The sequence below is a fragment of the Sporosarcina sp. D27 genome, from assembly GCF_000586555.1.
GTDB lineage: Bacteria > Bacillota > Bacilli > Bacillales_A > Planococcaceae > Sporosarcina.
On sequence record NZ_AZUC01000046.1, the window covers coordinates 1 to 24899 of the forward strand.

The 24899-nt window shown below is 41.1% G+C and carries 22 protein-coding genes; 15 read left to right on the forward strand and 7 right to left on the reverse strand.

The genetic code is table 11. The annotated features are described in order from the left end of the window. The coding region (locus tag N693_RS19025) for a CAP domain-containing protein (protein ID WP_025784288.1) at positions 1-538 on the forward strand (538 nt) is incomplete at its 5' end. 310 nt (positions 539-848) lie between these two features. Here N693_RS19025 and N693_RS0108065 read toward each other — a convergent pair. Then, positions 849-2204 (reverse strand): MATE family efflux transporter, encoded by a 1356-nt coding sequence (locus N693_RS0108065; protein ID WP_025784289.1) that lies wholly within the window; start codon positions 2202-2204, stop codon positions 849-851. A gap of 118 nt (positions 2205-2322) precedes the next feature. Between N693_RS0108065 and N693_RS0108070 the strand changes: the two genes are divergently transcribed. The 6 genes from N693_RS0108070 (at position 2323) to N693_RS0108095 (ending at position 10854) form a co-directional block, all read left to right on the forward strand. Continuing rightward, positions 2323-3405: an undecaprenyldiphospho-muramoylpentapeptide beta-N-acetylglucosaminyltransferase gene (locus N693_RS0108070; protein ID WP_025784290.1), complete on the forward strand. Its 1083-nt coding sequence runs from the start codon at positions 2323-2325 to the stop codon at positions 3403-3405. A gap of 198 nt (positions 3406-3603) precedes the next feature. Further along, positions 3604-6426: a 2-oxoglutarate dehydrogenase E1 component gene (locus N693_RS0108075; protein WP_025784291.1), complete on the forward strand. Its 2823-nt coding sequence runs from the start codon at positions 3604-3606 to the stop codon at positions 6424-6426. Positions 6427-6474: 48 nt separating this feature from the next. Continuing rightward, positions 6475-7707, forward strand: coding sequence for a 2-oxoglutarate dehydrogenase complex dihydrolipoyllysine-residue succinyltransferase (gene odhB / locus N693_RS0108080; RefSeq protein ID WP_025784292.1), 1233 nt, complete (start codon positions 6475-6477; stop codon positions 7705-7707). 77 nt (positions 7708-7784) lie between these two features. Continuing rightward, on the forward strand, positions 7785-7985 hold the full coding sequence (locus tag N693_RS0108085; protein ID WP_025784293.1) for a DUF6501 family protein: 201 nt from the start codon (positions 7785-7787) through the stop codon (positions 7983-7985). Between the two features lie 91 nt (positions 7986-8076). Then, positions 8077-8940: an AAA family ATPase gene (locus N693_RS0108090; RefSeq protein ID WP_025784294.1), complete on the forward strand. Its 864-nt coding sequence runs from the start codon at positions 8077-8079 to the stop codon at positions 8938-8940. A 9-nt stretch (positions 8941-8949) separates the two neighbouring features. After that, positions 8950-10854: a nitric oxide reductase activation protein NorD gene (locus tag N693_RS0108095; RefSeq protein ID WP_025784295.1), complete on the forward strand. Its 1905-nt coding sequence runs from the start codon at positions 8950-8952 to the stop codon at positions 10852-10854. A gap of 16 nt (positions 10855-10870) precedes the next feature. Here the strand turns inward: N693_RS0108095 and N693_RS0108100 are convergent, their stop codons facing one another. Together N693_RS0108100 and N693_RS0108105 are read right to left on the reverse strand one after the other, a co-directional pair. Continuing rightward, positions 10871-12067: a toxic anion resistance protein gene (locus N693_RS0108100; RefSeq protein WP_025784296.1), complete on the reverse strand. Its 1197-nt coding sequence runs from the start codon at positions 12065-12067 to the stop codon at positions 10871-10873. Then, positions 12042-12716, reverse strand: coding sequence for a 5-bromo-4-chloroindolyl phosphate hydrolysis family protein (locus N693_RS0108105; RefSeq protein WP_025784297.1), 675 nt, complete (start codon positions 12714-12716; stop codon positions 12042-12044). The genes N693_RS0108100 and N693_RS0108105 overlap by 26 nt, the downstream gene beginning before the upstream one ends. A 209-nt stretch (positions 12717-12925) precedes the next feature. Between N693_RS0108105 and N693_RS0108110 the strand changes: the two genes are divergently transcribed. After that, the gene (locus N693_RS0108110) at positions 12926-13231 is read left to right on the forward strand and encodes a DUF1033 family protein (RefSeq protein WP_025784298.1); all 306 of its coding nucleotides are present in this window, start codon (positions 12926-12928) and stop codon (positions 13229-13231) included. Positions 13232-13434: 203 nt separating this feature from the next. Beyond that, entirely contained in the window at positions 13435-13635 is a 201-nt protein-coding gene (locus N693_RS0108115) for a cold-shock protein (RefSeq protein WP_025784299.1), read from the forward strand. A gap of 50 nt (positions 13636-13685) precedes the next feature. Here the strand turns inward: N693_RS0108115 and N693_RS0108120 are convergent, their stop codons facing one another. The 3 genes from N693_RS0108120 to N693_RS0108130 all read right to left on the reverse strand — a co-directional run bounded on the left by N693_RS0108120 (position 13686) and on the right by N693_RS0108130 (position 16574). After that, positions 13686-14429 (reverse strand): hypothetical protein, encoded by a 744-nt coding sequence (locus tag N693_RS0108120; protein ID WP_025784300.1) that lies wholly within the window; start codon positions 14427-14429, stop codon positions 13686-13688. A 148-nt stretch (positions 14430-14577) separates the two neighbouring features. Beyond that, complete coding sequence (locus N693_RS0108125) at positions 14578-16185, reverse strand: ABC-F family ATP-binding cassette domain-containing protein (RefSeq protein WP_025784301.1); 1608 nt, start codon at positions 16183-16185, stop codon at positions 14578-14580. Positions 16186-16322: 137 nt separating this feature from the next. After that, positions 16323-16574 carry a hypothetical protein gene (locus tag N693_RS0108130; RefSeq protein WP_025784302.1) on the reverse strand — a complete coding sequence of 84 codons (252 nt, stop codon included), beginning with the start codon at positions 16572-16574 and terminating at the stop codon, positions 16323-16325. Between the two features lie 83 nt (positions 16575-16657). Here N693_RS0108130 and N693_RS0108135 point away from each other — a divergent pair, with 83 nt between their 5' ends. The 4 genes from N693_RS0108135 (at position 16658) to N693_RS0108150 (ending at position 21895) form a co-directional block, all read left to right on the forward strand. Next, entirely contained in the window at positions 16658-17851 is a 1194-nt protein-coding gene (locus N693_RS0108135; RefSeq protein WP_037592985.1) for a CynX/NimT family MFS transporter, read from the forward strand. Between the two features lie 421 nt (positions 17852-18272). Then, complete coding sequence (locus tag N693_RS0108140; protein WP_025784304.1) at positions 18273-19181, forward strand: patatin-like phospholipase family protein; 909 nt, start codon at positions 18273-18275, stop codon at positions 19179-19181. A 93-nt stretch (positions 19182-19274) separates the two neighbouring features. Further along, positions 19275-20843, forward strand: a complete 1569-nt coding sequence (locus N693_RS0108145; protein WP_025784305.1) for a sensor domain-containing diguanylate cyclase — start codon at positions 19275-19277, stop codon at positions 20841-20843. A gap of 68 nt (positions 20844-20911) precedes the next feature. Next, positions 20912-21895, forward strand: coding sequence for a YecA family protein (locus N693_RS0108150; RefSeq protein ID WP_025784306.1), 984 nt, complete (start codon positions 20912-20914; stop codon positions 21893-21895). Between the two features lie 785 nt (positions 21896-22680). Here the strand turns inward: N693_RS0108150 and N693_RS0108155 are convergent. Beyond that, a complete protein-coding gene (locus N693_RS0108155) occupies positions 22681-23373 on the reverse strand; it encodes a YjjG family noncanonical pyrimidine nucleotidase (RefSeq protein ID WP_025784307.1) in 693 nt (230 codons plus the stop codon). A gap of 219 nt (positions 23374-23592) precedes the next feature. Between N693_RS0108155 and N693_RS0108160 the strand changes: the two genes are divergently transcribed. Together N693_RS0108160 and N693_RS0108165 are read left to right on the forward strand one after the other, a co-directional pair. Next, on the forward strand, positions 23593-24384 hold the full coding sequence (locus N693_RS0108160) for a VLRF1 family aeRF1-type release factor (protein WP_025784308.1): 792 nt from the start codon (positions 23593-23595) through the stop codon (positions 24382-24384). Positions 24385-24505: 121 nt separating this feature from the next. Beyond that, positions 24506-24880, forward strand: coding sequence for a nucleotide excision repair endonuclease (locus N693_RS0108165; RefSeq protein ID WP_025784309.1), 375 nt, complete (start codon positions 24506-24508; stop codon positions 24878-24880). Positions 24881-24899: the final 19 nt, after the last annotated feature.

Genomic DNA, 24899 nt, shown 5'->3' on the forward strand with positions numbered 1-24899 from the left:
AGAAAAGCCAGATACACCAGAAGAAAAGCCAGATACACCAGTAGAAAAACCAGACACACCAGTAGAAAAACCAGACACACCAGTAGAAAAACCAACACCACCAACGAATCAGACGCCTGAAGAAAAACCCGACCAAACACCGGGACAAGGGCAAGTTTCTGCAAGTCAGATCGAAAAAGCGGTCTTGACGCTTACCAATGCAGAACGTCAAAAAGCAGGTTTGAAACCTCTTCAAATGGATGATAAATTGATGAAGACTGCTCGTGCAAAATCTGCAGACATGGCTTCGAAAAATTATTTCTCCCATACGAGTCCAACATACGGCTCACCATTTGACCAGATGAAAGCCAATGGTATTACGTACCGTGCTGCTGCTGAAAACATTGCAATGGGACAACGTAGTGCAGAAGAAGTTGTCAAAGGATGGATGAATTCACCAGGACACCGTCAAAACATCTTGACACCTGGCTTCACTCACATCGGAATTGGTTACGATGCAAAAGGTAACTATTGGACACAACAATTCATTCAAAAATAAAAAAAGAGCTGTCCGGGAAAGTCGAAATACGACTTTCTCGGACAGCCTTTTTTATATTAAGTTGTTATTGCAACGGTGTTAATTTCCCTTTCAGGAGGAAGCTTTCAAAGAGGCTTGATTTCAACCTCGGGCCAACAGGACGTTGGTCATGCAACCGTTGCGACAGGACGTCGCGAACTTAGGTTGCCTCGGTCGCTAACGCTTCCTGTTGGGACTTCAATCTTCGCTAATCGCTCCGGAGTCATAGCCTTTCACTCCCAACAACGGATTGTTTCGTTTATAGAAAGTAGCAATTTAACAATAACTTCATTTATTTCACTTGAAAGTCATGTCTTTTCTGAACAACTTTTAGTCTAATACTTAACGTAATTGCTCCAACCGTAAGCCCGGCAATCAAACCTACCCAATATCCGAAGGGGCCAAGATCAGTAAAGGTTGCTGATACATAACCGACAGGAAGCCCAATCACCCATAGGGATATAAAGCCCATTAGGAATGTAATGTTGACATCCTTGTAACCTCGTAATGCCCCTTGTATAGGTGCTTGAACTGCATCCGATAACTGAAATAGCGATGCAAATATGAAAAACTGTGCAGCCAAAGTAATGATGGACTTGTCTGTCGTGTACAACGAAGCGATTGGCTCCCGGAACCCTAATAAAATTGCGATGCCTATAAAGCTGAAAATCACAGCGAAACTAATGCCAAGCAAGCTATACTTCTTTGCGTCATTAGATTGCCCTGCGCCAATCGATTGTCCGACTAGTATGGTCGCTCCCATTGATATGCTAAGTGGAATCATATACAACAAGGATGTGAAGTTTAGTGCGATTTGGTGCGCAGAAATCACTTCGGTTGAATAAGAACTCATTAACAAAGTAACGACTGAAAAAATACTGGTCTCAATGAAAATAGACATTCCAATTGGTACGCCAATGAACAAAATCTCTTTCCAATAAGACCAACTTGGCAACTTCCAGTGATGCAAAAGCTCGTATTTTTGATAAGGTTTACCAGCCACTGCGACTACTCCGGCGATAGCAAACACAATCCAATACGTAATTCCTGAAGCGTAACCAGCACCAGCTCCTCCAAGCTCAGGGAAGCCGAAATGGCCGTAGATTAATAAGTAGTTCAATAACACGTTGATAGGAGCGGAAATTAGGATAATGAACATTGATACTCGAGTAGAACCGAGCGCGTCGAAAAATGATCGCAATACGGTATATGCGAACAATGGTGCAAGACCGACACTCATCCCTTTTAAATAGTCAACCGCAACAACGCTAACTGGTGCTTCGAGTGACATGGTGCGAATGATTGGGAAGAATACGAAGAGAATTAATCCGAAAACGACTGCTGCTAACGCAACGGATACATAGATTCCTTGTTGAACAGATGGTCGAACATGCTCGTTCCGACGGGCTCCTACATGTTGCGCAATAATTGGAGTCAGCGCCATCAGAATTCCTGCAAGACCTGTATAAACAGGTACCCAGAACGAAGAACCAATCGTTACACCTGCTAAATGGTATGTATCGTATCTTCCGGTCATAAGGATATCAAAGAATGTTACTAAGTACAGTGCAACCTGTGTGATTAAAATGGGCATGACAATCTTGGCAAAACGGAATGATTTTCTTTCCAGAGGAAGAGAAGATTCCATCGATTTCCCTCCTTTTTATTTCAACCCTTATTGTATCATGCTTATTTTGGTATACTATCAAAAGAAACATTTGAGTATGATTTAAATTTTTTACGAATAGTAGAGGTGAACGGCCCTAATGAAACGGCCAGTAATCGTGTTAACAGGTGGAGGAACGGCGGGTCATGTCTCGGTTAACGAAGCAATTATCCCGACATTTATAGAACGAGGATACGAGATACATTACATCGGATCCCATGAAGGAATTGAACGAGATTTAATCGGTAAAGGTCATCCAGAAGTGACTTACCATGCAATTGATAGTGGAAAACTAAGACGTTATTTTTCAATGAAAAATTTCACAGACCCTTTTAGAGTAGGTGCAGGCGTTCTACAAGCCTTTTCGATTTTGCGTAAGTTGAAACCGGAAATCATTTTCTCTAAAGGTGGTTTTGTATCAGTTCCTGTAGTACTTGCTGCTAAACTTGCACGTGTTCCAGTCGTTGCTCACGAATCAGACGTATCTCCTGGTTTAGCAAACAAAATCGCACTGCCTTTTGTCAAGCACATCTTTACTGTCTTTGAAGAAACACTTTCCTACGTGCCCTCAGAGAGATCTTCTTGTACAGGAGCCATAATTCGTCCTGAACTATTTGAAGGGGATCGGAAGACGGGGTTGAGGATGTCCGGATTATCCGAGGAGAAGCCGGTTGTCATTGTAATGGGGGGGAGTCAAGGCTCTGCAGTTCTCAATGATGCATTACGAGGGAACTTAACAGCTATTTTAAAGGACTTTCAAATCATTCATCTGTGCGGTAAAGGAAATCTCGACGAGTCACTTGACCAAACAGCTGGGTATGTCCAGTTTGAGTATGTTACTGAAGGATTACCACACCTGATGGCAGCATCAGAATTAGCGCTATCCCGTGCAGGCTCGAACGCAATATTTGAATTACTAGCCATTCGTATACCGATGCTTCTCGTACCTCTGTCTGCTGAAAAAAGTCGCGGAGACCAAATATTGAATGCCGAGCACTTTAAGAAGCTTGGTTTTGCACACGTGATTAACGAAGAAGATATCACAGAAGCATCATTATTATCGGGACTTATTAGGCTGGCCGATGACAAATCGAACATAGTATCCATTATGGAACAGACAGATGCAACGAAAACGCCAGAAGAAATGGCGAATCTGATTCTCTCATGTCGAACGAGTGTATAAAACCATTTATCCACATAATAGACACTTGCCTTTTTAAAATTCTTGCATAGAGAGTCTACAAGGTGTAAACTAGTCCGCGGATAATACATGTAGTTACTAGAACGAAACCCTTTCAGTTCAAGTGTTTGCATGGTAACATAGAAATGGATATAAAAATTTGCGCAACATGCCAAAAGGCAAATGTGGAGGTAATAACTCATGTCGAACAGTGTTGGTTCCGAGCGTTCACCGTATGCAGCTTTTTCAGGTCCGAACCTTGGCTATGTAATGGAGATGTATGAGCTTTATAAAAATGCACCAGAATCCATCGATCCGGAACTTGCTGAATTTTTCAAGCGAAATGGTAGACCTGAAACGGGAAGCGATGACTTCTCAAGTATAGCAACAGCAGATGGAGCTCAAGGAAGTCCAGCTGATTTCCGTAAAGTACTTTCCGCTTACAAACTCATGGATGCAATTCGGGCATACGGACACCTAAACGCTGATATTTACCCGCTGAATGACCGTCCTAAAGACGCTTCACGAATTGAACTTTCAGCTTATAACCTATCTGAACGTGATTTAGAAGCAATGCCCGCATCTCTCTTCTTAACAGAAGTGCCTGTTCAAGTCGAGAATGCGCTGGATGCAGTGAACTATTTAAAATCCCTTTACACCGGGAAAATAGCTTACGAATTCGCTCATTTGATTGAGGTAGAGGAAAAACAATGGATTAAAGACAACATTGAATCTGGTAAATTAGCTGTTTCTCTCACAGCTGATGATAAAAAACAATTGTTAGATCGATTAACTAGAATCGAAGGCTTTGAGAAGTTCATCCACAGAACGTTTGTAGGAGCGAAGCGATTCTCGATTGAGGGTCTTGACACGCTTGTCATCTTCCTTGATGAGTTAGTGAGACGTTCTGAAGAGGCAGAAACAAAAAAAATGTTGATAGGAATGGCGCACAGAGGACGTTTGAACGTTCTTACGCACATTTTGAACAAACCTTATGAAATGATGTTTGCAGAGTTTGCGGGTGTTCCATCAGGACCGTTTCTCCCTGAAGATGGTTCAGTAGAAGTGACTCGCGGCTGGTTTGGCGATGTGAAGTATCACCTTGGTGCTTTGTACAAAGGTCAAACAGGCATGGATCGCTTCCTAGCGTACAATCCATCACACTTAGAAGTTGTAAATCCGGTGATTGCAGGTCAAACACGAGCTGCGCAAGAAAATACAGATCACCCTGGAATTCCCGTGCAAGACACGAATGCTGCTTATGCAGTTATGGTTCACGGAGATGCTGCTTTCCCTGGTGAAGGAATTACACAGGAAACATTTAACTTCAGTCGTGTTCGTGGGTTCCAAACTGGCGGATCTATTCACGTCATTGCGAACAATATGATTGGGTTTACAACAGAGTATTACGATTCACGTTCAACGCACTATTCTTCAGATATGGCAAAAGGATTTGAAGTGCCAATTCTACACGTGAATGCAGACAGTCCAGAGGATGTTATCGGGGCAGCACTATTCGCGTTTAACTATCGTCAGAAATTTGGTAAGGACGTTCTAATCGATCTTATCGGTTACCGTCGCTACGGACACAACGAAATGGATGAACCGATGGTAACAAACCCAGTTATGTACCAAGATGTGCATAACCATCCTACAGCGCGACAGTTGTATGGAGAAAAGTTAGCAAATGAAGGCATTTTATCTGCCCAAGACGTTGAGGCATTGGATGCAGAGGTATTTGCTGAGATGCAGCGTGCATATGACAAGGTGAAAGAGTCTACGTCTGATTCAAGCAATGGTTCCAATGCAACACCTGAAGCAGTACTCGCAGGCTATCCTCGAGATCTTCAAACAGGTGTATCAGAAGAACGACTACGTCGGATGAATGAAGAATTGCTCTCTTACCCAGAAAGCTTCAATGTGTTCGGTAAGTTGGATCGTATTTTAAAACGACGCCAAGATCCGTTCAATGGAAAAGGAAAAATCGACTGGGCGCATGCAGAACAACTTGCATTCGGTTCAATTCTTCAAGATGGCAAGCCAATCCGGATGTCGGGTCAAGACATTCAGCGAGGTACGTTTGCACATCGTCATCTAGTTTTACATGATGAAAAAACAGGGGAAGAATTCGTTCCACTGCATCATATCAGTGATTCAAACGCGTCGTTCGTTGCTTACAACAGTCCGTTGACTGAAGCGGGAGTTGTTGGCTATGAATTCGGCTATAATCTAGAAGAAGAGAAGACCGTTACAGTTTGGGAAGCACAATATGGAGACTTCTCCAATATGGCTCAAGTGATGTATGACCAATTCATTTCTTCTAGTAACGCGAAATGGGGTCAGCAATCTGGTTTGATCATGATGCTGCCACATGGTTACGAAGGGCAAGGTCCGGAACACTCAAGCAGCCGTATCGAGCGTTATTTACAGCTTTGTGCCGAAAACAACTGGACAGTGGCGAACATTTCAAGTGCTGCCAACTACTTCCACTTACTTCGCAGACAAGCTGCAATACTTGGAGACGAAGCAGAACGTCCACTCGTCATCGCAACACCTAAATCACTACTGCGTCATCCACTCGTAGGAGCGGATCTTGCTGATTTGACAGAAGGCCACTTTGAAACTGTACTCGAAGAACCGAATACTGGTAAAAACGTGGATAGCGTTAAGAAAGTGATAATGACTAGTGGTAAAATGGCAATTGACCTAGCAGAAAAAGTGAAAGATGGAGAAGGATTCGACCACTTACACATTGCACGTGTGGAACAATTATATCCATTCCCATCTGACAAATTAGCTGCTATCATTCAACGATATCCGAACGCTGAAGAAATTGTTTGGGTACAAGAAGAGCCTAAGAATATGGGCTCATGGTCATTCGCACTTCCATATCTGTATGAGATCTCTCAAGGCCTGAAAGTGAATTACGTGGGGCGTATTCATCGTGCAAGTCCTTCTGAAGGAAATGGCACAATGCATAAGCTTGAACAGCAACGTATCATTGAAGAAGCACTTAAAAACTAATTACAGCAAATCCTAAACGTTTGAACGATATTAGAGGAGGAAATTATTGTGGCAGAGATCCGAGTACCTGAACTGGCAGAATCGATTACTGAAGGAACAATTGCAAAGTGGCTAAAACAGCCAGGTGAATCAGTAGATAAAGGTGAATTCATCGTTGAACTTGAGACAGACAAAGTAAACGTTGAAGTAATTTCAGAAGAAGCTGGAACAGTTCAAGAACTAATGGCGGCTGAAGGCGACACTGTTGAAGTCGGTCAAGTCATTGCAATTGTTGGGGCAGGTTCTGGAGCACCTGCACAGCAGCCAGCTGCTCCCGCTCAAGCTGCACAAGAACAGCCTGCACCAGCAGCGTCTGAACCCGTTGCTGCGCAAGCACCTGCTGAAGAAGCAACATCAGGAGATCGTTTGATTGCAAGTCCTGCTGCTCGTAAACTAGCACGTGAAAAAGGCATTAACTTAGCCGACATTTCACCTGTAGATCCAATGGGGCGTGTACGCGTTCAAGACGTAGAAGCACATGGTACTGCTCCTAAAGCACAACCTGCAGCACCTGCTGCTAAACAGGAAGCAAAAGTGGATGATGGACGCGTAGAACGCGTGAAAATGAGCCGTCGTCGTCAAACGATTGCGAAGCGTTTGCTTGAAGTTAAGCAAAACACTGCAATGCTTACAACGTTCAATGAAATTGATATGACTAACGTGATGGAACTTCGTTCACGTAAAAAAGATGAATTCTTTGATAAGAATGATGTACGCCTAGGCTTTATGTCATTCTTCACTAAAGCAGTTGTCGCTGCACTTAAGAAATACCCTAAAGTCAACTCAGAGCTTGATGGAGATGATTTGATCATGAAGAACTACTTCGACATCGGTATCGCGGTTTCTACTGATGGCGGACTAGTTGTACCAAACGTTGTCGATGCAGACCGTAAAAACTTCGCTGAAATTGAAGCAACTATCGGAGAACTTGCTAAAAAAGCTCGCGACAACAAATTGACGCTTGCTGACATGTCTGGCGGTTCTTTCACAATTACAAACGGTGGCGTGTTCGGATCACTTCTATCTACACCAATCCTTAACGGAACTCAAGTTGGTATTCTTGGAATGCACACAATCCAAAAACGCCCGATTGCTGTCGGTAATAACGTTGAAATCCGTCCGATGATGTACGTTGCACTATCTTATGACCACCGTGTCATCGATGGAAAAGATTCGGTTGGTTTCTTGAAAATGATTAAGGAATTAATCGAAAATCCAGAAGACCTACTTCTTGGATCTTAATAACTAAATTTCACCGTCCGCATTTTTGCGGACGGATTTACTCTTACACTTTTCTATAGGAAGGGCGGGGTCCTAGAATGTCTTCGTTCAAAGAATGGCTTCATGCACCAGCAATTCGGCAAGTTGTCTGCAAACACGCAGACGCTGAAAAATATTTAGTAACAAACGTCCTCACTCCTGGCAAGACCTATGATGTGAAAAACGAAACGGAAGAATTTCTTTTCGTCGTTGACAACACTGGTAAAGTAGGCGGATATTACAAAACATATTTTGAGTGAGATGCAGGTAGCTATACGTAAACACTGATCCATAAACGGCCTGATGCTATAATTGCATCAGGTCGTTTTTTATAGAAGGAGACAAGATGTTATGAACCCGATAATTGAAAAAACTTTAAAATCGCGTGGAAATAGGTCGTATACAAAAGAAGAGCAACTACTTATACAAGAGGGGGGCTATGTAAGCCCTACTCCTCATTTGTTTGATGATATTTTAATTGCCATATCATTAAAAAAGCCGATCCTTTTGAAAGGCCCTTCTGGCAGCGGGAAAACGCGTCTTGCTCAGAGTATCTCTTCGTTGTTTAAGCAGCCAATGCAAAGCGTGAACTGTTCTGTAGATCTGGATGCGGAAGCGCTGTTAGGTTTTAAAACAATTGTAACCAAAGACGCTCAAAGTGTTATTGAATTTGTAGACGGTCCAGTAGTGACTGCTATGAAGAATGGCCATATTTTATATATAGATGAAATCAACATGGCTAAGCCTGAAACGTTACCGATTTTGCATAGTCTTCTGGATCATCGGAGAATGTTAACAAATCCATTTACAGGGGAAGTTATCGTAGCACACGAAGATTTTTCGGTCATCTCCGCTATCAATGAAGGGTATATTGGAACGTCCCCGATGAACGAAGCACTAAAAAACCGGTTCGTATCTTTTTCCATTCCGTACTTGGAGGCAGAGCAATTAAGAACTGTATTGGAGAATGCAGTTCCCGAAGCGGACGCATCTGTTGTGAATATGATGATGAATCTTTCAGAGGATCTATCAAAACAAGCCGCTAGCGGATTACTTGCTGACGAAGCAGCTTCTGTAAGAAGTCTGATTGATGCTCTTCAACTCGCCGTTCATATGCCTGTAGATCGCGCTGTGACGTATGCTATCGCTGAACTGTTGGAAGACAAAATGGAACGGGATCTCGTGAACGAATTGACAGCTACTTGGGTGAAATGAGGGATCGTGATGGATAAAGTCAGTCGGTTCATACAGTTTAATGACGAATCCGTTGAGACGAGAAAAATTCTGCTTTACGAAAGAATTGCACAGTCGTTAGCCAACGCTCCATTTGTGAAAATAACGGAGCGTCAGTTAATCGAGTATCAGCCAAAAGATGCAACTCTCGCGATGAGCGTATTTTGGCGACATCGTTCAGAACAGGTAACTCATCTAGGTCGTCTTTCAGATATCTATCTGCTTGCTGCAGGTTTTTATCGACACTTTGACTTAGCGGCCTGGAGGGCTTTCACGTCGGATATGAAATCTAGCCATCATCCTAAATTGGCAGGTCAACTATTGATGATGCTCGAAGAATTTAGATTAATGGAATCCATTCAAAAGACACGTGTCGGAACGCAGAAAGCATTTACGGTACGCAGTGAAGTTTACGCGGAGTTTCATAGGGATCGACTTCTGTCAAATGCACAGCGGGGATTCGTATCGGATGCATTAGTCAACCAATTATTTTTAGATATTCATATGGGGATGACAGCTTCACCTCACGATGCGTTCAATCATTTACCTATGGATCGTATCCGGCAATTTATACAACAGGCTTATGAGTTAGAAACAACAAAACAAAGTGGATTTTTAGCAAAAAGGATAATAGAGCTGGTGGAGGAGCAACTGACTGGGGATATAATACTTCCTTTATATACATTTGGAGAGTCTTTCGAAGATGGTAGTATGATGAATACAGACGTGAGAGCTATGTCAGATCCAAAAGATTTAGAGGATCAGGAAGTGAAAGAAACAATTGAAGAAGAGTTTCGCACGTGGCATCAGGAAACAGATGATGAAAAGGGGACTCATCTGGAATTTGAGCTACAACAAGGTACTCAAGGGGCTGCAGATGCCTCAGACTCAAGCCCTGGAGATGACAATGCAGAGGTACAACAGTTTGGAATGGGAAAATCAGAAGGAAATGATAAAGAAGGACTGCCGAATAATGAAGCAGACCTTACTGGAGACAGAATAGAGGAAAGACCCCTTAAGGCAGGTTCTGATTATGGTCCAGCACATACGCATGTCACGTTTAGAATAACGAAAATGCCGACTAGGGAAGAGGCAACATCAGCAAAAACGCTCAGTGAATGGAGAAACAATCATTTACCAATCGTTCGTGCACTTGTTACTGAGATGAAAAAAAGATTAGAGCGAAAAAAACAGCAAAAGCGTGAAAACTTAACAAAAGGGCGACTATCTTCAAAGTTAACCACCATGTTAACAGAGGAACGACCGAAACCATTCTATAGGAAACAAGCACCTTCACCCGAGCTCGATGCCGTTTTCGGATTACTCGTAGATGGGTCGGCATCTATGATCGACAAGGTTGAGGAGACAAAAGAAGCAGTTGTTCTTTTTCACGATGTCTTACGGAAGCTTCATGTTTCCCATGAAATTACTTCGTATTACGAAGATGCATTTGAAGCAACTAAAGAAGAGCAACCAAATTTTTTCGAAGTCATGCATACGTTCGAAGAAACACAAATCGACAGCGGACCAGCAATTATGAATTTTGAAGCTCATGAAGATAACCGCGACGGGTTCGCGATTAGATGGATGGCTAATCGACTTGCTGGACGAAATGAACAACATAAATTTTTACTTGTATTCTCTGACGGTGAACCATCAGCATTCGGATATGATCGCAATGGGATTGTCGATACAGCGGAGGCTGTTTGGGAAACCGAGAAGCGGGGGATATCTGTCGTACATTTATTTTTATCTTCACAACAACCGACTGAAGAACAAAAAGAACTGTTTGCTACAATGTTTGGGAACAAAACCGCTGCCTCAGATTCTGTGGAGGAATTCGCTGGCCAGACACTTCGTATACTTAGAAAGTTGCTGGCAATTGCGGCTCAATGAAAAACGCAAAACCCCCTTATAACGGGCGGTTTTGCGTTTTTTCATGGATATTAAGAAGGCGTTGCTTTAACTCTTCTTCCATTCTACCAATTTCTCGTTCTGCTTCTTTTCTCTTCACGCGACCATCCGCCTGAATTACAAGAGTTTCCTCAATTGTTTGGATTAAGTTTTCTTGAGTCTTTTTCAACGTGTCAATTTCAATGATGCCGCGTTCGTTTTCTTTTGCGGTTTCAATTGAATTCAATTTTAGCATCTCGGAATTACGTAGTAATAGATCATTTGTTGTCTTCGTTACAAGTCGTTGGGATTCGACAGCTTTCTTTTGGCGATTCAGAGTGAGTGCAATGGCAATTTGGTTTTTCCATAACGGGATTGACGTCATGATCGATGATTGAATCTTCTCAGCAAGTGTTTGGTTCGTCTGCTGAATCATGCGAATTTGAGGTGCACTTTGGATCGTCAATTGACGGGAAAGCTGCAGGTCATATAACCGTTTTTCCAAGCGATCGAGAAACTGACTCATATCGTTTACTTCTTGGATTGCCATTTGATCATTGGAATTTTGTGCATCTGCACGCATCTGAGGTATCGTTATGTTTGCGAGTTCGTCACGTTTTATTTCCGCAGCGGCAATATAGACATTCAGAGCTTGAAAATAAGTTTTGTTTTGCTCGTATAGATTATCGAGCATATGAACGTCTTCTATTAACCCCCGTTTAGAGTGTTCCAGTTGTACCCCGATACGGTCAATTTGAGTACTAAGCTTTTGATACTTCGTCATCATTTCTTGAATAGAACGAGAGGCTTTATTGAAAAGGCGGCTCAACCCGCTCTTTTTCTTTTCAGAAAGATCGTCAGGATCGATTTCAGATAGCTTCCCCATTAAATCGTTTAAGACGTCTCCAACAGGACCAATATCCTTACTTTGAACGTGATCCAACATTTTATGGGAAAAACGGGACAGTTCGTTTTGTGCTGTAGCTCCATAGGTTAAAATTGCTTCATAATCGCCAACAGGAATTTGATCAGCGAGTTCCTTAGCTTTTTGCTGTTCCTCAGGTGATAGACGGTCCATTAGTGCTACAGAAGCATTGTTTTCAGTTTGCTCTGTTTGCATTTCTTTAGGGAGCATCGGTTCACTTCGATCAAATGGACTGCTGAGTAGATCATCAAAAGATTTTACGTCATTATTCATTGGCTGATTTTCGGTCATCTAACGTTTCCCCTTTCGTGTTCGGTAAGGATTTTTTACGTGCCATTGTAATATCTACATAGTCGAGTTCAAGTTGCAGGGCTGCCAAATCAGTGGAGAGGGCATCCTGCAAATCACTTTCCAACTGATGGGTAACATCGGTGATGGTTTCTCGAGTATGCTGCAGGGCAATGCGAACCTCTTTTTCTTTCAGTTGCTGATTGGCTAGCAATGCATATTTAGTAGTCAGTTCAACTGCAGAATCTAGATGTGCATAGAAGAACTGTTCAGTCTGGTAGAATTTCTTAGGATCGTTTCGTACAATTGCGAGCACTTTTCTAGATAGATTACTCAGCTCATATACTTGACGAAAAGCCTGAACCGAGCGAACCTGTCCATATAGACTATTCAACTTTTTAATTTTTTGCTTGGCTTCATGAAGTTGTAATTCAATATGTCGATATTCAGAACGTGTCATTCCGAGTTCTTTTACTGATGAGCTAATCTGGACTTGTTTAATGGCAAAAGTACCTCCTAGGTACATCGTTATGAGAATCCCCGTTGCTGCCAAAAAAGGAATGCCAGTTCCAAGCAGTAAAAAGAGGTATGTTCCAAAACTGACGGGCGCCACGATGAAGTGCCGCGTAAAAAACTGTTTGACTTTTTTCATCTTCGGTCAGCCCTCCTTATCGTTAGTATATATATATCATTATTACGTGTGAATGGCAGTAAAAGTTTCATCGATTCACTAATCCCTTTTTAGTATACCGTATTAGACCCATTCAGACGAACATTTGAAATGCAAATTAGTACAGATTGCTTGGAAAAACTCTTAGTGCTTTGTATAATTGTCAACTGTATAGGAAAAGAGGTTTTAGCATGTATGAAGTAATTTATATGAAAGCGGATTATGAACCTTGGTGGATGTTTGAAGGATGGGAAGAGATGGTTCGTTTAAGACAATCGTTTGAAGAATTGGACGAAGCGATAGTATTTGCACACTCACTAATGGATGAAATGAGAGGCTGCTTTTCAAAAGAAAAAACTCGTAAAGGAGCTTTTACTGCTTTTTGGAATCCTGGTGAAAGAACATACTGTGATGGGTGTGACGATGATATGCAATTGTATCATGGGATCTTTTTATTGAAGGGCAACGAAGTTATTTCTTTTGTCACGGAAAAATAATTTGAATATTTCATAAGGTTTATTTGACATTTAAAAGTGGTATGGTATAGTAGTACTAAGGTTAATAGCAAGCGCTCGCGACGAGAAACGTATTCACGTATTACAAAAAGTGATCGGCGACGTCGGTACTTTTTGTAATACGTGAATTTTCTTTTTTGTAGCTAGTTCATGTATTAGCAATTATTATTTGGAGGTTTTCATTTATGAAACAAGGTACAGTTAAGTGGTTCAACGCAGAAAAAGGTTTCGGTTTCATCGAGGTTGACGGAGAAGACGACGTATTCGTACACTTCTCAGCTATTCAAGGCGAAGGTTTCAAATCTTTGGACGAAGGCCAGCAGGTTGAGTTCGAAATCGTAGAAGGTAACCGCGGTCTACAAGCTGCTAACGTTACGAAACTCTAATAACAAAAAAAAGGGAACCCGCTTAAATAGTGGGTTCTATTTTTTTTGCTTTACGGTTTAGTAACTGAATCCATCGAAGAGGTGACAAGCATATCTGCTTGACCTTTAGTAGTCATGACGGATTCCCGTTTAACTTCTCCATAACCTTCAACAAAATATTTTCGATTGATATAATTGTCACCTTTCTCTTCAAGGACAATCGCATGCTCGAACTTTTTATAGGGAGTTTCAACAGTAGTGTCAGTATCTACAATCGTCCATTTCCCAAAAGTAGCCCCTTTTTCAAAAGGTTTTTGCAAATAAACACCTGTCACTTTCATCTTTTTAAGTTCGGCAACGGGCGGCGCATTTTCTTCCACATCAACTTGTTTTTCTTCTAAAGTTAGAATTCGATCTTTCTCCACTTTGTATATCTTCCGCAATAGAGAGCCTCCATTGTTCTCATAGATCATCACGTACTCCTCGTATGGATGAGATACCTGGATATCCAGCTCCGCATATTCATTTCCTTCACCTTCATAATGAGCTTTTGAACTGTCGGGTAGCAAATAGTCGAGCATTGCAGGATCTTTAACTTTGCCATTCGGATCATCTAACTCTTCCACACCATCATCATCATGATCCTTATCCTTTATTTCACCACCGGCATCCGAATCGGCTTTTTCGACGGGACTCTGTTCGCCGCTGTTCCCAGAATTATTAGGTGCAGTAACGTCTTCACCATTCAGTTTGGAGCAAGCGGAGACGACGAGTAGACTAATGAGTAAAAAAAGCATAAATTTTAATTTCTTCATAGTCAACCACTCCTTTTCTAATAGTATTACCGATTTCAAGAAAAGTATGTGCAGTTGAAACTCTCAAGATTTTTGTAAAGAAAAACAAAAAAGCAACCGCTAAAAATAGCAGTTGCTCTTTGTTGTAACTCCTACATATGCTATGAAATTATTTTGAAGATGGTTGTGCTTCTTTCCATTCCAAATACTCATCATAGCTCATCATTTTGTCGAAAATTGTACCGTCATCGTTAATTTCAATGACGCGATTTGCAATCGTCTGTATGAACTGATGGTCATGAGAAGTGAAGAGCATTACTCCTTTGTAAGCAATGAGACCATTGTTCAATGCTTGAATCGATTCGAGATCCAAATGGTTCGTCGGCTCATCTAATAACAAGACGTTTGAATGAGTGAGCATCATTTTAGAGAGCATACAACGAACTTTTTCTCCTCCAGATAGCACAGAAGGCTTTTTGTTCACTTCTTCACCAGAGAAGAGCATTCTACCAAGGAAACCACGTAAGAACGTTTCTGTTTCATCTTCAGGTGAATACGGACGTAACCACTCAACGAGTGATTTCTCGTTACCTTGGAAGAATTTGTTGTTATCAATAGGGAAGTATGCTTGTGAGGTGGTAACTCCCCATTTAACAGTTCCAGAATCAGCATCTTGCTCTTCAGCTAAAATTTCAAGCAAAGCTGTTTTAGCAAGTGGGTTCCCGATTAGAATAACTTTATCTTCTTTATTCAATGTAAATGAGGCATCTTTTAACAATTGAACCCCATCTTGAGTTTTAGAAACATCGCGGACCATTAATACATCATTACCAATTTCTCGGCCCATTTGGAAGTTCACATATGGATAGCGACGTGAAGAAGGCTTAATGTCGTCAAGATCGATTTTATCCAAAGTCTTTTTACGTGAAGTCGCTTGCTTCGATTTAGAAGCATTGGCGCTGAATCGAGCGATGAAGGCTTGCAATTCTTTCACTTTTTCTTCTTTTTTCTTGTTTTGTTCCTGGGAAAGTTTAAGAGCTAGTTGGCTAGACTCATACCAGAAATCATAGTTACCTGCGTAGATTTGGATTTTACTGAAGTCCAAGTCTGCTATATGCGTACATACTTTGTTCAAGAAGTGACGGTCGTGAGAAACAACGATAACTGTATTCTCGAAGTTGATCAAGAACTCTTCTAACCATTGAATTGCTTTTAAGTCCAAGTGGTTCGTCGGCTCATCCAGTAGTAAGACGTCCGGTTTACCAAATAAGGCTTGAGCAAGTAAGACTTTCACTTTGTCAGAACCTGTGAGCTCTGACATCTTCATCGTATGCAATTTTTCTGAGATTCCAAGACCTTGCAATAGGATTGCCGCTTCGGATTCAGCTTCCCATCCGTTTAGCTCTCCAAATTCACCTTCGAGTTCGGCTGCACGCATACCATCCTCATCAGAAAAATCTTCCTTCATATAAATAGCATTTTTTTCGGACATAATATCATAGAGCCTTTTGTGACCCATAATAACAGTCTCAAGAACTTCTACACCTTCGAACTCGAAGTGATCTTGTTTCAATACTGCCAGGCGATCGTCATTATTTAAAATGACATTACCTGTTTGTGGTTCTATTTCACCGGAAAGTATTTTAATGAATGTTGATTTACCGGCACCATTCGCACCGATTAGCCCATAACAATTCCCTGGGTTAAATTGTATATTAACATCTTCAAAAAGTTTCCGGTCTCCAAAGCGAAGACTTACATTACTTACTGCTAACATAATTGACCTCCTAAAATTCACACTTTGCCCATTATAGCACGGATTGTCGCTAGGGTGGGGGAAATTACAGTGGTAAAAATGGATTTTCAAGCTTACAATACAATCATAAGTCTTTCGACGGTATTAAAAGAAACTGTTTAGGAACTTTCTCTCTGTTGCAAGGCTTTACGATTTTTATAAGCCGGTAAAGTACCGAGTTCTTTATTGATTAAATATTCCATTTGCACATAATGTTTACGAGAAGGTAATTCGATCGAATCGAGACCTTTCATTGTGTAAATGAAGTAGTATCCATTGATTTGCCGGAACACAGCGACTATGTCGGGAAATGAGTCAAAAACACTTTTCACTTGATACTTCCGTGTATAGGACCAATGAATTATTTTCATAAATGTCATCCTTTCACAGAAAATTATACGTCCTTAAAAAAACAAACGCAAGTTCGATGAAATATTATTAGAAAGGAATCCTTATGAATTCAAATTCTCTGACTACTAAAAAAACAATGCTCCTGATTTTTGCTATTTTTGCTGTGTCTATAAATATGCGACCTGCTATCACCTCAATTGGTCCGCTATTGGATACAATCCGGGTCCAATTATCATTGACGAATGCACAAGTTAGTCTACTTACAGCGTTGCCTGTTATATGTATGGGAGTCTTTGCTTCGCTAGCACCAGTATTAAATATGCGGTTCGGATTGAATGCAACCATGGTTTTTATGGTTGGAGTTATTGGTTTAATGACAGCTCTCCGTGAATTCATCCCCACCTATACAATGCTTTTAGTTTCGTCTATTGGAGTTGGGATTGCGATCGCGGTTGCGGGTCCATTACTTTCCGCGATGATCAAACAAAACTTTCCACATCGGGCTGGTCCTATCATTGGGATCTATTCGTTCGGTCTCGGGGCAGGCGCTACAGCAAGCACGGGTTTATCTGCATTCTTTTATGAGATTACTGGATCTTATTCGTTTGCGCTTAGCATTTGGTCCGTTTTAGCTTTGGTGGGTATTGCAGCTTGGCTTGTATCAGGAACAGATCAACTGGTAGTTCATCAGCAGCAAGTAACCTCATTAAAAGAATCATCCAAAGTGGTTCGTACACCGTGGAAAAACAAGAAAGCTTGGTTGTTCTTATTGTTCTTTGGATTGCAGTCTGCGGGGTTTTTCTCAATTGTTATTTGGCTCGCGCCAATCGCTATCGAAAAAGGGATGACACTTGTACAAGCCGGAACGCTAGTGAGTGTCATGACGGCAGTCCAAATTGCCTTGAATATTACAATCCCCCTAATGATGGAACGTTACCCAGGTCGTAAAATGTGGCTATTATTTATTCTTTCAATAGGTGTAGTTGCAGTTATGCTATTCTGGACAGATAATCTACCCTTGCTATGGGTGGGGGCGTTACTAATGGGCGTTCCTCTTGGAGGCATGTTTCCAATCGCGCTCGTACTGCCGCTAGATGAGACTATAAATGCGGTAGAAACGAATTCATGGACAGCGATGATGCAAACTGGAGGATATATCATTGGTGGAATTTTTCCGTTTGTCATTGGGGTACTGTACGATGCTACAGGAAACCATCAATTGACAATCGCTCTATTTGGTTTGTTATTTTTAGGAATGCTTGTATTAGCATTTTTTATAGGGGATAAAGAAGAGTAGAGAATTGGAAAAGGGACGCCCGCTTGGGCGTCCCTTTGTTTTTTTTTGTCTAGCCGATTATTGAATATGAGAAAAAAGTTACTTCTTTTTATAATCAAGAATTGTGTACTTACTCACAACGATCATTGCCGCGGTCGTTGTTCAGCAGTTGTTTCCTAACATAAGCAACGCAAACCCTACCTACTTTTGCGTCCTTGCGGCCCTATAGCCGCGCCAGTTTGAATACGTATAATGGGTAAACATTCCGCAGAATGCCAGTATTCAAGAATCAGCTAACTGGTTATAACTTGTTAATCATACCATCACGTTTAGACTGTGTCAACAAGAATTTATAGGGAGTTGGGGGGAATGAGCAATCTGGTTCTAAAAGGAAGGATAGTTTCTTACAGTAAGCTATAAGCTACAGAAAGGTGGAGAAAGAGTGGAAATAGATGGCGTCTTTTCTGGTGGAGGATTAAAAGGGCTAGCTTTAGTGGGAGCGTGTAAAGTATTCGAAGAAAAAGGATACACATTTAAACGCACTGTAGGAACAAGTGCAGGAGCAATTGTCGCTGCGATGTTAGCTGCAGGATACACTGCCCAGGAAATGGAAAATATTATGCAGCAACAAAACTTTCCGGAACTCCTCGATGCAAGGAAGACATTCATACCGATTCCATTTATGAAGTGGCTTCAACTATATTGGCGTATGGGGCTCTACCAAGGAACGGCTCTAGAAAATTGGTTTAGCGATATATTAGCTGAAAAAGGGGTGTATACATTTACAGACTTACCCGAAGGATCACTAAAAATTATAGTATCCGACTTAACGAACGGAAAACTAATCGTACTTCCTGATGATTTAGGTGAGTATGGCTTGAGACCAGACTTCTTTCCTGTGGCACGTGCACTAAGGATGAGCACAAGTATTCCTTTCTTTTTCGAACCAGTCGTTCTTCATTCATTAGCCGGAAACTCTGTGACAGTAGATGGTGGTGTCCTTAGTAATTTTCCTCTATGGGTGTTCAATGAACCCGAAAATGGTGACTCCCGCCCGATTGTTGGCATGAAATTGAGTCATAATCCAGCAGATAAGAAAAAAACAGTGATCCGTAATGGATTAGGACTTTATGAAGCGTTATTTACGACAATGAAAGATGCACATGATGAAAAGCATGTCTCAAAAAGACTTGAAAAAGACGTTTTATTCATTCCAACTGACGGGATATCAGCTGTCCAGTTCGATTTGCCTGACGAGCAAAAAGATGCACTTGTCATTAGTGGAGAAGTATCAGCTACAAACTTTTTAAAGCAGTGGGGAAAGACGTCGATCTTAACGAAAATTATTTGAATAATAAAGTAAATCTGTATGTTGTTTTTTGTCGGAAAATGGTATAATAGTCATAAGGAATATGACTGTGTCGTTGGAAGGGCGGTGTTCTGTGTGAAGATATCCTTAAAACATTTGCTATTAGCAATCGCCTGGCTTTCTATCGCATTAACACTTGCTAGTAGTCTTTATGCAGGATACCGTGCTGACCAGCAAACTCTAGAAAAAAACACCTTGGAAACTAATTTTGCATACGCGCAAAAATTAGCGAAAATGACTGAAGACTACTTTTTGAGGACGGAGCGAATCCTTGCATACTCAGCTAGCGAGTTGTCTTTATCATTAGACCATGCCAATTCAAAGTATTTAAATCATGAGGCAGAACGGTTAGTCGTTCATGCGGAATCGTTGAGCTCGGTTATCATCACTGATAATCGAGGAATGATTCTAGGAACTTCTTCAGACGTTAGATCATTTATCGGCAAACCTCTTTTGGATGAGGGTGGTATTGAAACATTGACAAAAGGAAAGGCAACTATCAGTAAGCCTTACCAAAGCAAGACAGGCAGATTGGTTATTTTTATCGCAGCCCCGATTAAAGATATGAAAGGTAACGTAATTGGACTGATTGGTGGAAGTATCTACCTCAAGGAAGAAAACGTTCTGAACGAACTCCTAGGACAACACTTTTATGAAGATGGTTCTTACGTGTATGTGGTAGATGAAAATGGGATGCTAATGTATCACCTGAATCAAGATCGTGTAGGTGAGTATGTGACACAGAATCCAGTAATTGCAGAATTGAGAAAGGGTCACAGTGGCAGTATGAGACTGCTGAATAGCAAAAACCAAGATATGTTGGCAGGATACGCTTTAATTCCTTTGACTAAATGGGGAGTGGTTTCACAAAGGCCAACCGAAATGGCATTGGCATCCTCAAAAGGAATGTTGAGTGAAATGATTTTGAAGTCTCTTCCTTTTATTGCTCTATCCGCTCTGATCATTTTATATTTCGCTTCACAAATTGCTAAACCACTTGAGAAATTAGCAAGTTATGCGACGGACCAATTAGAAAGAGATGGTCATGCACCACTCGAGAGCGGTGCTTGGTATCACGAGGCGATTCAGCTGGATCTGGCTTTAACAGATAGCTTCGACAGATTTCAGAAAAAAGTCGATCATTTTATTTTGGAATCATCTACAGACCCACTTACAGGTTTATTGAATCGAAGAGCCCTTAACGAGCAGGCGAGAATACTTGTCGAACAAAAAGTACACTTTACATTAGTAATTTTAGACATCGATCGTTTTAAAAGAGTCAACGATACTTATGGCCATAATAGGGGAGATGAAGTTCTAAAATATCTCTCAGATAAATTAAAACATCACGTGAAAGACATAGGAACTTGCTATCGATTTGGAGGGGAAGAGTTCGTTATCTTGTACCCTAATATAGAATACGAACAAGCAACTGAATTTACAGATGAGTTAAGAATTGACGTTGCTTCCGAAATCAGTCCAGTAGGTGAACCAATAACATTTTCAGCAGGTGTTGCAAACATACCAGAACACGCAGAACATTTCTTACGATTACTTGAACTAGCAGACGAATGTTTGTATCATGCAAAGGAAACTGGTCGCAATAAAGTTGTCAATGCGCCTGAAAGGAACAAACGCGTGTAGGCTAACTTCCATCTCTCTTAGAAAAGTGGTAAACTGGACAACAGCTTAAAAAGAAGCAGGTGTTGAAGATGATTGGAAGAAATGATCCGTGCCTTTGCGGAAGCGGTAAGAAATACAAGAAATGTTGTGCAGGCAAAGAAGAACTAACAGTTGAAATTGTACAAGCAGAAGAATTGGAACGAATTCTGCAATCTTTTTATGATGAATACCCAAAGCAAAAAGATTTCGGTGATTATCGCGAGTTTGCAATCCAATGGAAGCTCCCTCTTTCCGCAGCATATTCGGAAGAAATGATCGAGGCAATTGCGCTAGATGAGTTCTTTTTCCATAATCGAACGGATATCTGGGAAGGCTTTGTGCAAAAGCAATTGAAAAAGACAGTCCGTCCATCGGTTATCAAGGTCCTAGATGGTTGGTCGGTACCACGAACGTTGCTTGGACAAGTAGTTAAAACGGAGGAGTCTTATTTGACGGTGTATGACCGGTTAAATAACCAGACTGTCTTGTTACGCAGAGAATCTGAGAAGCCGGTTCCTGAAGATGTTCATCTCTGGTGCTTCACACTTCCAGATGGAGCAGATGGGTTGCTCGCAGTATCGACGCTGATCTTTTTCCCAGTAGACCAAAGTTCTGTGTTTGAAGAATTTGTGACTGAGTTTGCAAATGTAGATCAAGATACGGAAACGTATATGAAGAATCACTCGGTTACTCTTTGGGAAAAACTAGCAGAGAATGGTTATAAAGGGGAAGAGTTCACAGATTTTGAACAGGGAGTGCTCGCTAGGATTGCATCATTCCTAGAACTCAATGATCGTAAATCAGATGAGCTCATGGAATTGATTGAGGATTACTTAGTCGAGGAGCAACCAAATGCGCGAAAAGATGTAGCGATAGCAGCAGGTGCTATCCGTTACGGACAAGAACACGCATTGTTTGAAACGCTTGAGCTCACTGTAAAAGCAATTGCCGATGAATTCGAGGTATCACCATCCTCGCTAAACCGTTATTACAACGGAATCACGGAATATGCAGCAATGAAAGCGAACGCATAAATATATAGGTAGACCCCATACTTCTAGTTGAGTATGGGGTCTATTTGTCTGTGAAGGGTTTTTGATGTGTTTTGCTCGTAAATTATTGATCGTGCTCATAAAACTTGGGATGTGATCATAAAACGCAGAAAGTGCTCATAAGGGTTAGAAAGTGATCATAAAACGCAGAAAGTGCTCATAAGGGTTAGAAAGTGATCATAAAACGCAGAAAGTGCTCATAAAGGTTAGAAAGTGCTCATAAAGGTTAGAAAGTGATCATAAATCGTAGTAGGAGCGTATAAAACTAGGAATGCCACCTAACAAAAGTCATCATCGGAACTTTGACGGCAGCTCTTGCAGTTTAATGGTAAGTATGGGAATTATTTAGAGTAGAATCGGCACTAAGAGGTAATTAATCGACAAATGGGACGATCCAGAAAAGTTCAAGGGATTAATTGGTAGCGCTTCGCTTTTTTCGAACGGTTACTCAGTAGAAACAGGGTTCTGCGTTCTCCGACAAATCTTGATGACTGTCTGACATCGCAAAAGGTTTCTCGATCATTCAAGCGAATTTCTCGATCTCCTCCGTTTATTTCTTCATCCCTTAGTAAAGTTTCTCGATAATGGGACACAATTCAACAAGATGTAAGTGATTAATTGGTAGCGCTTCGCTATTTTAAAGGACAAGTCATGATTCAGAGTACACCTTAACTCCATACACTTTGAAAAGAGATCATTACCCAAAAATCCTAAAAACAAAAAACCACCAGACATCAGATAACCTGACATCCAGCAGCTGTTTGAGTTCAAAATGCAGCTTTTTCTTTAACTCTAAATTCTTTCCAATTACTAATTTCATAAGTCGGCTTGCTATCAGTTGTATTTTCCAAACCATTTGGGTTATACCAACATGTATCGACTCCAAAGTTATTACCACCCCGAATATCTGAAGTAAGGGAATCCCCCGTCATCAAAACACGGGATTTATCCGTTACGCCAAGACGATCCAAAGCCTCTTGGAAAATCTCAGGACGCGGCTTTTGGAACCCTGCTTCATCAGAGGATACGATCGTTTCAAAGCGATTATTCAACGTAGAACAAGCAACTCGTGCAATTTGAGCTTTGATGAAGCCATTCGTCACAATCGCAAGACGTACATTCCCTAAGCTGTCCAACATGTCGATGACACCATCTATTAGATGAGCTTCTTTACCGAGCAGCGATAAATAAGTTTCTGAAAAGCCTACAGGATCAAGCTCAATATCAAATTTATCAAATAACTGACTAAAACGACTAACATTCAGTTCTTCCATAGTCGTTGAGCCTTCCTCCAATTGCCTCCAAAGTACTTTACTGATGGCTCTATATTCTTTTCGGTATGCATCGAGCCCTTCTTCAAGTCCAGCTTCAATAAATGCATTGCGAAAAGCATTTTGCTCACTTGTATCGAACTCTAAAAGTGTATCGTCTAAGTCGAAAAGGAAAACATCGTAATTCATTCTATCCTCACCTGTCTGCAATTTTTGTTTGTAAAAGTATAGCACTGTCGGCAGATTTAAAACAAGCTTTCAAACTGATGGTGCACGTTCTCTATAGCATCTCATGTATATGGAGTGACAACTCAATTTCCGGTTTTTTCATAAGTTTGATTTCGTTTAATTTTTGGATAGAAGGGTATCACACATAGAGAAGCAGATCATGAGGAGGTCGAAGCATTAATGACATTAAGTGAAGAACTTCAGACTCTGAAAGATTACCATTGCGAGGACCGGTGTGTACTAAGTGTGTATTTGAATACGAATCCAGCTGATCCAGATCAGCAAAAAGGTGCTTGGAAAATCCATTTAAAATCTGGCTTAAAGCGGTTGGAAGAATATTTGGAAGCTTCGAATGACAAAGAACTTACAGCATTTAAAAAAGCAAAAGCCCGTGTAACGGAAGAAATTGAAAAAAATCATAACGACTTAAAAAAAGGCGTCGTTATTTTTGCGGCGGACGACCCGGATTTATGGTCCGTCCATTATGTACAAATTGCGGTCAAGACAAGTTTTCACTGGGAAAACCATCCAGTAATTGAGGAACTGCATTACATGCTGAAAGCATATCCTAATTCAGGAATCATCATGCCGAGTATAGGCAGCGTCCGTATTATTGATACAGCGATGGGATTTGTCGCAGATGATTTGGTCTACAATTTCGACTCCGGATTAGATGTATGGCGTGAACAAAATGATATGAATCCATCAGGAAATAGAGGTACAGGTGGTAGCCAGTCCGATGATTTCGACCAACGGATGAAGGAAAACTTAGAGCGTTTTTATAAATCAATGGCAGCAGATGTGGAAAAAATGAAGAAAGAACGGAATTGGGACGAGATTCATGTCGTTGGAGAAGCAGAGTCATCTCAATCATTCGCATCTGCTCTCAACAAAAAGCCAAAAAGTGTTATCCATAAAAATTTGAACAATTCCATCCCGGATAAAGTTCTACACGAAGTATTCGAAAAATAACAGTCATCATAAAACCGTCCTGATACAAGGGACGGTTTTTTCGTCGCAATAGATTGACAAATCGCATTCTGGGCAAAACTGTGGTAGGATTTATAACAAAACTAGATAGGACGTGACATTAATGATTTCTATAACTATTCCTGAAATTGATGTAAAAATTGAACAACGGCTCCAAAAAGTATCTGCAAATATTGTTCCGATCAAACCGATTTGCGGGTTTGTGGACTTGCATGAAATCCCACGCGACAAAGGCGGAATCATTTTGTTCTACAACAAACAAGACGAATTGCTGTTTGTCGGGAAAGCAAGAAAGCTACGTCCACGCGTGAAAAAGCACCTAGAAGATAACGTTTCGCCATTAAAACCACATCGCGATGAAGTAAATAAAATTTCTGTAATCGTTGTGGATGATGCGATGGAACGCGAAATTTATGAAACGTACATCATTAACACGATGAAAGCTAAATACAATACAGACAAAGTCTTTTTCGAGTAAGTTAAAAGGAGGCGAGCAC